Here is an 11526-nt window from a genome sequence, read left to right as displayed (position 1 = left end):
CCCGCTTCCACGAGCAAGTGTGGTAAAACATACCTCTCACGCGCCGAAAACCTCGCATCTTCTCACATGTGCGGCAGATCGTACCACTCATGCCTAACCGAGCCCCACTTCCACGGGCAAGTGTGGTAAAACACACCTCTCACGCGCCGAAAACCTCGTATCTTCGCACATGTGCGCTAAATCGCACCACTCATGCAGCTTTTACCGTTCAAACCCTGCCACTTCAGCCCCTCCTGCCCCGGCCCCGCGCGACCGACCGTCCCCATCACTTATCTAGACGTATGCGTACAGTCGCCAAGCCGCCCGCCTCGAGCGACCCGCGCACCGCGGCGTCCTTCACTTCGAGCGAGGCGCCGTTCTCCTCCAGCGCATTGGCGCGCCAGGCGCCGGCGATCGCGGAGCCCGGCAGCCGGAGTTCGTAGGCGACGGCCCCGGACGCCCGCTCGGGGACGCCGCGCGTATCCTGCAGCCGGATGATGAGCCCGTCGCCGTCCGCGGCCGGCTTCACGTAGACCGCCGCGACGCCCGCGCCGGAGACGTCCAGCAGCGTGCCGCCCGCCGCCTCCGAGCAGTTGTAAGCCGGGAACAGCTGCACCGGGTGCGAAGCCTCCACGCCCAGCCGATGCTGCTCCTCCGAGCGGAAGGGGCCGGAGAACGGCGTGACGACGTACGTGAGGGAAATGGCTCCCGGCTGGCTGGCGCGGAAGTTCGTGTCCCAATAGTTGTTAAACGGCCAAGCCAGCAGCGTCGGATCGGCTTCCCGCGGAATCGCCGCCTGCTCCCGTCCGAAGTGGAAGCCGCCGATCTGCACGAGCGGCGCGTCCGGGCAAGCGAGCGTCACGCCGTAGCTGCCGTCGTACACGGACACCGCCCGGTCGACCGTGACCCAGTCCCGGCAGACGCCGGGCAGCTGATCGTCGTCGAGCCGAACGAGCGTGCCCGCCGTGTCGAACGTCGCTTCCCAGCCCGCATCCAAGCGGAGTGGAAAAGCAAAGTACAGCGACTCGGGCGCCCGGTCGTCCGTCTTGTCCAGCGAGACCTGCAGCTCGATGCTCGGGCGGTCCCGGAACAGCGTGATGCGCTGCTCGAGCCGGCGAACTCCCGGCGCCTCCCAGACGAGCGTGAGCGTCACTCCGCCGTCGTGCTCGGCCGCCGCGCAGGACAACAGCCGCTCGGCGCCGTGCCGGCTGGCCGTCCACTCGCGGTTCCAGCAGCTGATGCTGTCGTTGCATTTGTCGATCTCGCGCTTGAACAGCGTCTCGCGGTGGCGGCGATGCGCCAGCGGATCAGGCATCTCGTGCACGTACTGGAACCACGTCCACGGATTGCCCGGCGCGATGAGCGCCCGGTCCGCGCGCTTGTCGTGCAGCTCCGCGATTCGCCCCGTCTCCGGCTCGTAGCGCAGCCGGTAGTAGGGCGTTTCGATCCGCCCGGCCGGCGCATCGACCTGCACTTCCGGTCTTTGCGCGGCGCGCGTCAGCGCGTGCTTGGGCAGCTTCCGCCAGCTGAATGCCGGCAGCGTCACGGTGCCGGCCGACGGCTGCGTCCAATCCGTATCCAGATTGTTGCGGTGGACGTGGAACCGGCCTCCCGCCGTGTGCCGGCCTTCGAAGTACCAATAATCCGGCAGCCGCACATCGACCGTTTGCTCTACCGGCGTCGGATTGACGAGCAGAACGCCGTCAGGCGCGCCCGACTGAGGCGGATTGCCGGCAAGCCGCTCCATCTCCCGGTTGAGCAGATAGCCGCTCAGGCTGTTGGCCTGATAGGCGAAATGCGCCTTGTGCCCCCACAGCACCTTGGTGTATGCCGCGTCGGGGTCGGTGACCGAGATGTTCGCTCCCCATGTATGCTCGTCGTACAACTGTACTTGCTCCCAAGCGTCGGCGTACAGGCGCTCCTCCGCCGCATCCGCCGGCCCGCCGCGGAAGGCGGAGAGGAACTCCGCGCTCTGCAGCGCCGTCTTCGTCCGTCGCGAAAGCCGCGTCTCGTCGGCCGAGCTGGCGGCGCCGAAGTTCCAATAGTCCGTCCAGTCGCCGGGATGGACCGTCACCTGATCCTGCGGGAGACCTTTCAGGCGATCCAGCAGCATCTCCGGCGTGGCCATGCGGATCTTCGGTCCGAGACCCTCCGCGTTCCAGCGCCGGATCATCTCCAGCAGCTCCCAGTCGGGCGGCGTATTGTCGAGCATCGGGGAGTTGGTCGCCGAGAGGTAGACGAAGTCGTACGGGTACCCTTCGCGCGAAAGGCGCGAGAGGTAGCGGCCGAGTCCCGCCTGCATCTTGGCCATATCGTTCTCCCACAACTCGCCGAACTGCGTGAACAGCGAATAGTGCTCGCCGTGGAAGGTCATGAGTTCTCCGCAATCCGGAGCCGACCAGCGGAAAGCGCTCGGCCGCTTGAACGGGACACCTCCGAAATGGGTATTAATCCCTGTCGTATACAGCTCGATGCCGGCGTCCAGCAGAATCTGCGCGAACGTCCACGGCTGGCCGTTAATGTCGTGGTTCACCGCCGTGCGGATCGGCACGCCGAAGCGCTCCCGAAGCGCCTTGACGGGATAGAGCGCCCGCATCATCTCTTCGGCCGAGCTGAGCGGCGTGCCGTGCATGTTCACGGCCGTCAAGCAGATCTGCCCGCTGCGGACGAGCGCGGCGAACCGTTCGATCCGCCGCTCGTCCGCCGTCTCCAGCCAGCGCAGCACCGGTGCCGTCGCCTCGCAGGTCCAGTAGAACCGATCGTCCGCCGGGTCGTTGGCCGTCTGCTCGCACAGCTCGATAGCCTGATCGATATAAGACTTCTGCAGCTCCCAGAGCACCGGCTGCGGGTGGGTGTAGCCGACATCCAAATGGCTATGCTGGTAGACGAGTATTTCCCGAATGTTGGACATGTTCGCTTCCCCTCACTTCGTCACTTTCTTCTGTTGCTGCAGCAGTCTGGAGACGCCCGCGAAGGTGCTGATCGAAGTCTCGTCGGACACCTCGAGCGCCACGGGGTAGTCGCGCACCGCTTCCCGCGCGCTGTCCAGGAACAGTTCCTTGCTCTTGACGATCTGGCCGCCGATGACGACCGCCTCGGGCCGGAAGGACCGGAGAAAGGGCAGCAGCATCTCGCCGATCGTGGCGCCGAACCGCCGGAATACTTCCGCGGCGCGCTCGTCGCCCCCCTTGGCCCGCTCGGCTGCGTTTTTCACGTCGAGATCGTCCCCATCGAAGCCCGCCTCCTCCAGCAGCCGGACGATGCCCCGCTTGGAGACGTAGTCGTCGACCACCGAATCCCGGAACGGCTGGTTGTAGATCCACCCGTTCGCGGGCACGTCCGGGCGGTCCTTCACCAGCTCGCCCCGCTCGAGGAATGCCGAGCCCGCGCCGGTGCCGATCGTCAGGCACAGCGTCTTGGCGTAGCGGCCGGCTTTGCCCGCTTCGTATTCCCCGAGCGCGAACAGGTTGGCGTCGTTCTCGAACACGATGTGGAATCCCGGCGACCGCTTGGCGGCGAAGGCGCTCTCCTGCGCCAGACGATGCGCCAGCTCCTCCCGCAGGTTGACCCCGTAGATCGCTTCGAACTTGTCCACGGCGCGGATGTAGCTGATGCCCCGCTCGTAGTCGAACGGCCCCGGAAAGGCGTATCCGATGCCCTCCACCCGGAACGACCGGTCCATGATCCGATTCGTCTGCTGCTTGACCAGATCGACGAGATGGCCGAGCAGCTGCTCCTTGGATTCCTTGGACTTGGCGGGGTAGATCATATAGGTACCAGGCACGAGCCGTCCCTGGTCGTTCACGACGGCGGATTTGATGAACAGTCCGCCGACGTCGAATACGATTGCGTAGTTTCTCATGACTGCTCTCCCATCCGCTTAAACGATCTGCCGAATCCGGATGAACCTGGGACGGTAGATGCCGCCGAACGCCGCGTGGGCATCCCAGCTGGTTGTATTGACGTTGTAACTTGCGAGCAGTTCTCCAGGCTCCGACAGATGCGGATGCGCTTTGGCGTTGTACGAGTAAATGCCGTTCCCCGCCTCCGGCTCGGACGGCGCGTACAGCGGGATCGCGGGGCCGAACGGCCCGACGGGGCTGTCTCCCGCGTACACCGCCACGCGGTTGCCCGAAATGCCGCCCAATTGGCAAACGATGACGTATCGGCCGTCCAGGAAACCGCCTGTCATCGGCGACACGCTCAGCTCCGACGACACCTCGGGGACGATCGGCGCGCAGTCCTCCTTGCGCTCGGTCCAGCCCCGGCCGTCCCAATACGTCCAGCGCTCCATGTTCTCCAGCTCGCCCGCCGGCACGCGCGCCGCCACCAAGCGGGTCGCTCCGTCGTTTTGCAGGCCGTACACGTAGACGAACCCGTCCGGGTTCGGTGCGCCCGCCTCCTCCGTCAAGGGAAGGATCGCCGCGCCGAAGTAGGTGACGTGTCCGTTCGCCGAGGTAAAGTAAAGCGGCGTATCCGCCTGCTCCTGCTCGGACAGCGCCGGTCCATGTTCACCCATAGGGGCGGAAACCCGGGTAATGCCGTGCACCGCGAACTGGAATCCCTCCGGACCGTCCGGGTTGGGCCCGATGATGAGCGGAAAGCAGTGGAACCGGCCGCCTACCGACGTCCCGTCCTGCAGCCAGTAGTAGGTTCCCTCATGCGACAGCGCGCGCGGGGTCGTCGGGATGATCGCGCTCTCGGGCGTCTGCCCGTCCAGTCCCCAATGGAAGGAGATCGCCGCGGGGTCCGGACGGTCTCCGTCGAGCAGCGCGTAGGAATTGTTGATCATGACGGCATCGATCCGCGCGTCCGTCGTCTCGTCCACGCCGCCGATGAACGTATCTCCGAAGAGCAGCAGCGTGCGGGCGTCCGACGCCCGTCCGGGCGCTTCCACGCCGTTCAGCGGGATCGCGTAAATGCCGTCGGAGCCGGTCCAGCCCTCCCGCCGGTGAAAGAGCCGCGTCCACGCCTCCTCTGGTTCGGCCGCATAGCCGCATCCCGCCGAGAACCGGCTCGCCTCTCCCGCTAGACGGATGTAGCGCGCATGGATGACGCCGTCCGGCCGGACGACGCCTTCAGCTTCGGCAGCGACCGCCTCGGCCGCGCTCCAAGCCTTCCCGTCCAGGGAATGCTCGACGCGCACGGGACCGGCCGGCATTCGCGCGGCGCTCTCCGCCGTCCAGCGGATCTCGCCGATCGGATACGTCGCGCCGAAATCGTAGATCGTCCCTGGCCGGCCGCCCTCTCCCTCCGCCTCCGGCAGGCGGCGGAACGGGATCGGATCTCCCGGCCGGCGGGGCGCATGCGCTTGGTTGTCGTAGGTCATCATAGGTGCCCCCTTTTCTCTCGTTCGTATGCCGTAGCGTCCGCCGTCAAGACGCGGGTCCGAGCTCGCGGATCCGAATCCAGCGGGGATGATAAATATCGGCGTTGGCGGCATTTTCCGCCAAGCTCGTCGAATTGACGTTGTAGGTGACCAGAAGCTCGCCCGCCTGCGAGAGGTGGGGATGCGCCTTGGCGTTGTAGGTGACGACGTCCTGTCCCAGGCCGTTCGTCAGCTCGGGCGTATGGTAGAGCGGCGTCAGCGGGCCGAACGGACCGGCCGGCGAGTCGCCGACGGCATAGGCCACGAGCCCGCCGGTCGAGTCTTTTTCGCAGACGAGCAGGTATTTGCCCTGCCAGCGCCCCGACGCCATCGGCGTCACGCTGAGCTCGGGGGACACCCCGTCCGCGAGCGGGACGGCGGCTTCGATGTCCGCGCTCCACGACCCGCCGTCCCCATACGTCCACCGCGAAGGCGCTCCGACGTCGGCGGGAAGCGCCCGCGCCACGAGGAGACGCTTGTTCCCGTCGGTCTCGACCTTGTAGCCGTACGTGTAAATGTAGCCGTCCGGATTCGGCGCGCCCGCCTCGGCGGTATTGTCGAGGATGCCCGCGCCGAACACGAGCTCGCTGCCGTCCGGCAGCTTGCGGTACAGCGGCGTATCCGCCTGCGTCTGCGCCGCGTAGTCCGGCACGCCGTCCTTGAGCGGCACCGAGACATGCGTCACGCCGCGGATCGCGAACTGGAAGCCCGGCGGCTGGACCGGATCCTTCACCATGAGCAGCGGGAACAGGTGCAGCTGCCCGTCTTTCGCGATTCCGTCCTGCAGCCAGTACCAGCTGCCCGGCAGCGACCGGGCCGCTTCGGTGTGCGGCGCGAACAGCGTCAGATCGGCCGACTTCGGCACCCAGTCGAACCGGATGGCGGCCGGGTCCGGCCGCGCTCCGCTCAGCAGGCCGACCGAATTGTTCACGATCGCCCCCGACTCTCTCGCCCGGGAGATCGGCTGCACTTGTCCCGCATACGTGTCGCTGAAGAGAAACAGCGTCTTCGTGTCGCTGCCGGCGGAGCCCGGCTGATCGGACGCCCCGTTCAGCGGAATCGAGAAGATCCCGTCGGCGCCGGTCCAGCCCTCGTACCGGCTGAACAGCCCGGTCCACTCGGGCGCCGGCTCGGCCGCGACGCCGGCCCCCGCGACGAAACGCAGCGCGCTGACTCCGTAAAGCGTCCGACCCGCCTCCTTCGCGCCCCAATTTCCTTGGCCGGGGCCGCCTTGGGCGGTCAGCTTCACGTACCGTGCCGAGGCGCCGCCGAAGTCCACGGGCCCCGCTCCACCGTCGAGATTGGTCGCGGCGGACCGGTCGCTCCCGTCTGCCTGGGCGAAACGGTAAGGATATCCCTTGCCCTGCAGCTCGGACCACGTCTGCCCGTCGATCGAGTAGGCGATCCCGACGTCCCGCAGACCGCGCGAGGTTAGCGGCCGTCCCGCCTCGTCCTTGCCGTTGTAATTCCACACCTGCATCTCGGCGAGCGGGTAGGTGCCGCCCAGATCGACCGTCAGCGAAGCCTCGCCCGCCTTCTCCGCGTGCAGCAGCCACATCGTGCGCGGATCGCTGCCGTGGGCGGCGTCCCGGCCGGACACGCCGGACAGCCCGTAGCCGTTCACGGCGTTTTCCGGATGCGAAGCTTCGATCGCCTTTTCGCCTTCGTCCGGCTCGGCCGCGCCGCCGGCATCGCTCGCCCCGATCGGGTCGATGAGCCCTCCGTAGACCACTTGGCGCGCGTAGCGGTAAAATCGCACCTCGGCGAGCCCGAAAACGCGCGCATCCGCGCCTCCCCGCGTCGCCCAATTGCCTTTGCCCGGCGCCTCGGACGCCGTCAGCTTGACGTAGCGGGCCGGCGTCCCGCCGAAGCGGATCGGACTTCGCTCCCCGTCGTCCAGATTCGTCGCGGTGAGCCGGTCGGAGCCGTCCGCTTTGGCGAGGCGAAACGGATAGCCGTCGCCCCGCCATTCCTTCCATGTATCTCCATCCGCCGAGAGGTAGACGGACACGTCTCTCAGTCCCCGGTCCGTCTGTCCCGCTTCCGGCGAATTGTTGTCCTTCTCGTTGTAATTCCAGATCCACATTTCGCCCAAAGGCTCCACGCGCCCCAGATCGAACGTCAAGGCTGCGGCTTCGCCCGCGGCGGTGCGCACGCACCACATCGTGCCGCCGTCGTTGCCGTGCGTCTGCGACTTGGCCGCAGCGCCGGACATGCCCGACTGGTCGACCGCGCGGTTCGTGCTGCAAGGCGCCATGGCTTTGCCGTCGACGGCGGCGACGGGAATATACGTGCCGTAGCCGGCCGCAGCGGCGGCATCCGCCCGCCCGCGTCCGCCCAACAGGCCGGTCGCCAGTCCGGCGGCGACGGCCGCCAGTACGACCGCGGCCGCGGCCGTTCCGGCCAGGATGTATCGCCATCGTTTTGTCATCGGGGCAACCCCATTTCCGCCCTTGGCGCGCTTTCGCTTCGATCGGCTACCTTTGGTCGGCGCCTTCGTAATAGACCCATTTCGTGCTCGTCTTCATGATGATCAGCGTCAACACCATCGCGATGACCAGCAGTACCCAGGCCAGCGCGGACGCATAGCCCATCTGCAAATCCTTGAACGCCTTGTTGTACAGATACAGCGCATAGAACATCGTCGAGTTGTTCGGACCGCCGCCCGTCATGATGTACGCCTGGATGAACACCTGGAACCCGCCGAGCACGCCCATGATGACGTTGAAAAAGATCGTCGGCGTCAGCATCGGAATCGTGATGTTCCAGAACTGCCGGAGCCGGCCCGCCCCGTCTACGGTGGCGGCTTCGTACAAGCTTCTCGGCACGCCTTGGAGGCCTGCCAGGTAGATGATCATCGTGCCTCCGACGGCCCACAGGTTCATGAGCACCATCGACGGTTTGGACCATGTTTCCTCGGTCAACCAGCCGGGACCCGTGATGCCGAAGTTGCCCAGGAACGTATTGATCAGGCCGAAGTTGCCGTCGAGGATCCACTGCCACAGCAGCGCCACGGCGACGCCGGAGACGATGCTCGGCAGGAAGAAAATCGTTCGGAACACCCGGATGCCGAGCACCTTCTGATTCATCAGGATGGCGACCAGCACGCCGAGGATCGTGTTCAGCGGCACGCTGAGCGCGACGTAGTACAGCGTGTTGCCCAGGCTCTTGAAGAAGAGCGGGTCCTTCGTGAACATGTACTCGTAGTTGACCAGACCGATCCACTTGGGCGGACTGTAGATGTTGTAAGAGGTGAAGCTCAAATAGAGCGAGAACAGGATCGGAAATCCCATGAACACGAGGAATCCGATCAATCCCGGCGAGAAGAACATATAGCCGTTCAGTGCTTCTCGGGTGCTTAACTTCATCGGTCGTCTTCCGCGCACGGCGAATCGTACCCCTTTCTGAGCGCCTCATCCGTCCGCGGCGAGCGCGGACGGATGAGGCGGAAGGTCTCGTTTACTGCGTCTTGCCGAAGTTCGCGACGGCGTTCTCGGCGTTTTTCTGGGCGCCGTCGAGGAACTCCTTCGGATCCTTGCCGGAGTTCAGTACCGCTTGCTCGACCGGATCCAGATTGCCGTGCCACGATGGCATCGCTTCGATATACTCGATGAAGCGCGAGTACTGCATCTGATCGACGATCATCTTCCAGTTCGGATCTTCCATGAACTTCGGATCCTGCGCCGCCTTCATGTTGGAGACGAGGGAGCCCGACGCTTCGTGGATTTTGACCTGGACTTCCGTGCTCGTCAGGTACTTCATGAGTTCCCAAGCCGCGGCCGCGCGCTTGTCGTCCTTGTTGTTCACGAGCTCGAGGTCGAAGCCGGCCGACCAGCTCGTAGGCGTCTTGGTGTACGGGATCGGCGCGACGCCGAAGTCGAGCTCGGGCGCCCGCGTTTTGATTTCCTCGTACAGATTGTTGACGTCGACGATCATGGCCGCCTTGCCCGCGATGAACGGGCTGAAGCCGAGGGCGCTCGCCTGCGAGTTGAACGCGGACATCGCCTTGACGCCGTACTTGTCCTGGATCTTTTTCTCCCATTGGAGCGCTTCGAGGTTCTCTTGCTTGTTAAACGTCGGCTTGCCTTCGTCGTCCCAGAAGTCGCCGCCGTTCGCCCAAGCGAGCGTCCACAGGTGCAGGTTGCCGAGCGCCGGGGAGAAGCCGATGACGTCGAGCATTTTTTTGTCGTTCCATTTGGTCAGCTTGTCGGCGTACTGCTCAAGCTCGTCCCAGTTTTTCGGCGGCGTGTTCGGATCGAGACCGGCGTCCTGGAACATTTTCTTGTTGTAGTAAAGGACGCGGACGTCCGTGTCGTTCGGCATGCCGTACATTTTGCCTTGGTACTTCATGCGGTCGACGAGAATGGGGAAGTAGTCGCCCAGGTTGACGCCGTCGCGTTGGATGAACTCATCCGTGCTCAGGATGGCGCCCGTCTTGGCGCGGGACGGCACGGTGCTCGTGTCGTTCAGGGCGAGGTCCGGGCCGCTGCCGGCCGCCATCGCCGTGGAGAGCTTCGTCCAGTAGTCGAAGAAGTTCACGCCGAGCTGCTCGACCGTGATGTTCGGGTGCTGATCGTGAAAGTCCTTGAGGAGCTGGTCGGTCAGATCCTTCATCGGACCGTCCGTATAGATGTGCCAGTAGGAGATGGTGACCGGCTCTTCGGATGCGGAGCCGCTTGGCGATGCCGAACCGGAAGCCGACGCGCCGGACGAGGCCGAAGGGCTTGCGGCGCCGTTGTTGTCTTTGTTGCCGGAGCAGGCCGTCAGCATCGAGCCGAGCATGACGGTCGTGAGTACGAGGATGAGGGCTTTTTTCTGTTTCATCGTTTCCATGTGACCTCCCAAAATAAGCGATTCGTGATTATCGAGGTACGACTAGCCGACTCGCGCGGTCCGCGAAGCCCGCATCCCCCCTCTCATAAGCGGCTTCCGCCGCGGGTGTTAGCCTTTGACGCCGGTCAGGGTCACGCCTTCGATGAAGTAACGCTGGAAGGAGAAGAACAGCGCCAGCGTCGGCAGCATGACGAGCAGCGAGGCCGCCATCATGACGTTCCACCGCGTGCCGTACTGCTGCTGGAAGCTCCGCAGCCCGAGCATCAGCGTGAACTTGTTGGTGTCGTTGAGGTAGATGAGCGGTCCCTGGAAGTCGTTCCAGACGAGGGTGAAGGTAAAGATGCCGAGCGTCGCGAGCGCGGGCTTCGAAAGCGGCATGAAGATGCGCCACCAGGTGTACAGCTCGGTGCAGCCGTCGATTTTGGCCGCTTCGCTGAGTTCTTTCGGGATCGTCATGAAGAATTGGCGCATGAGGAAAATGTAGAACGCGCTGCCGAAGAAAAACGGCACGATCAGCGGCAAGTAGGTGTTGACCCAGCCGAGCTCCTTGAACAGGATAAACAGCGGGATCATCGTCACCTGTGCGGGCAGCATCATCGTCGCCAGCATGATCACGAACCACGCGTCACGTCCCGGCCATCTCAGCCTCGCGAACGCATAGGCGACGACGGACGAAGACAGCATGGCGCCGATCATGCACAGCACGGTGATGAGCACCGTATTCCACGTATAGCGGAGGAACGGGAACGACTGGACGGCTTTCTTGTAGTTGTCCCAGTGGATCGGGTCGGGAACCCACTTGGGCGGAATCTCGAACAGCCCGGTATCCCCTTTGAGAGAAGTCGACAGCAGCCACACGAGCGGCAGGATAAAGGCGGCGCTCCCGGCCAGCAGCAGGGCGTACACCACGATTCGATGGAGTATTGTGTTCGATTTCAATGCCATGTTCTAATCTCCCATCTCAGGATGAATCCGCTTACAGCAACAAATCCATTTTACCGCCCCCGTCCGGGTACCGTCTTTTTGTTTAGGCGTCGCGTTTTTACAAAATCAAGACATGCGAATGGGGGAGCGGTCGGCGGGGACGATTTGGGTGAAGCGTTGTGGTGGGAGCGTGGGTAAATAAGGGACAATTTGTTCCCTATTGCGGCGGAGTGACGGGGCGCGGGGGAATAGGGGACGTTTTGCTACCTATTTCGGTGGCGTGGCGGGGATGCGGGGGAATAGGAACATCATGTTACTTATTTTGGTGGAGTGGCGGGGATGCGGGGAGAAATGCAGCGCCTGTTTTCGAATGTGCGTATGTAAACTACCTACATCCGACCTTCGCACGCTTTTTCGCCGAA

At 64.4% G+C, this 11526-nt stretch carries 7 protein-coding genes; all 7 read right to left on the bottom strand.

Translation table 11 applies throughout. From position 1 onward, the window contains the following. Positions 1-265: 265 nt before the first annotated feature. Entirely contained in the window at positions 266-2890 is a 2625-nt protein-coding gene (locus LKX83_RS31290; RefSeq protein WP_227887109.1) for a glycoside hydrolase family 38 N-terminal domain-containing protein, read from the bottom strand. A gap of 12 nt (positions 2891-2902) precedes the next feature. After that, complete coding sequence (locus LKX83_RS31285) at positions 2903-3841, bottom strand: ROK family protein (RefSeq protein WP_227887107.1); 939 nt, start codon at positions 3839-3841, stop codon at positions 2903-2905. 18 nt (positions 3842-3859) lie between these two features. Further along, entirely contained in the window at positions 3860-5308 is a 1449-nt protein-coding gene (locus LKX83_RS31280) for a DUF4185 domain-containing protein (RefSeq protein ID WP_227887105.1), read from the bottom strand. 46 nt (positions 5309-5354) lie between these two features. Continuing rightward, complete coding sequence (locus LKX83_RS31275) at positions 5355-7778, bottom strand: discoidin domain-containing protein (RefSeq protein ID WP_227887103.1); 2424 nt, start codon at positions 7776-7778, stop codon at positions 5355-5357. A 46-nt stretch (positions 7779-7824) separates the two neighbouring features. Then, positions 7825-8715 (bottom strand): carbohydrate ABC transporter permease, encoded by an 891-nt coding sequence (locus LKX83_RS31270; RefSeq protein WP_227887102.1) that lies wholly within the window; start codon positions 8713-8715, stop codon positions 7825-7827. Between the two features lie 91 nt (positions 8716-8806). Beyond that, positions 8807-10171, bottom strand: a complete 1365-nt coding sequence (locus LKX83_RS31265) for an ABC transporter substrate-binding protein (protein ID WP_227887100.1) — start codon at positions 10169-10171, stop codon at positions 8807-8809. A 117-nt stretch (positions 10172-10288) separates the two neighbouring features. Then, on the bottom strand, positions 10289-11125 hold the full coding sequence (locus LKX83_RS31260; protein ID WP_227887098.1) for a carbohydrate ABC transporter permease: 837 nt from the start codon (positions 11123-11125) through the stop codon (positions 10289-10291). Positions 11126-11526: the final 401 nt, after the last annotated feature.

The organism is Cohnella baijiui (assembly GCF_020731285.1).
Lineage (GTDB): Bacteria > Bacillota > Bacilli > Paenibacillales > Paenibacillaceae > Cohnella.
The sequence above is the reverse complement of the archived record's forward strand: the minus strand, read 5'-3'. Positions and strand labels throughout refer to the sequence as shown.

Bases quoted from the DNA above. Each gene is read 5' to 3' on its own strand.
- LKX83_RS31260 (WP_227887098.1), bottom strand. From the start codon at position 11,125: ATGGCATTGAAATCGAACACAATACTCCATCGAATCGTGGTGTACGCC.
- LKX83_RS31290 (WP_227887109.1), bottom strand. From the start codon at position 2,890: ATGTCCAACATTCGGGAAATACTCGTCTACCAGCATAGCCATTTGGAT.
- LKX83_RS31265 (WP_227887100.1), bottom strand. From the start codon at position 10,171: ATGAAACAGAAAAAAGCCCTCATCCTCGTACTCACGACCGTCATGCTC.
- LKX83_RS31275 (WP_227887103.1), bottom strand. From the start codon at position 7,778: ATGACAAAACGATGGCGATACATCCTGGCCGGAACGGCCGCGGCCGCG.
- LKX83_RS31270 (WP_227887102.1), bottom strand. From the start codon at position 8,715: ATGAAGTTAAGCACCCGAGAAGCACTGAACGGCTATATGTTCTTCTCG.
- LKX83_RS31280 (WP_227887105.1), bottom strand. From the start codon at position 5,308: ATGACCTACGACAACCAAGCGCATGCGCCCCGCCGGCCGGGAGATCCG.
- LKX83_RS31285 (WP_227887107.1), bottom strand. From the start codon at position 3,841: ATGAGAAACTACGCAATCGTATTCGACGTCGGCGGACTGTTCATCAAA.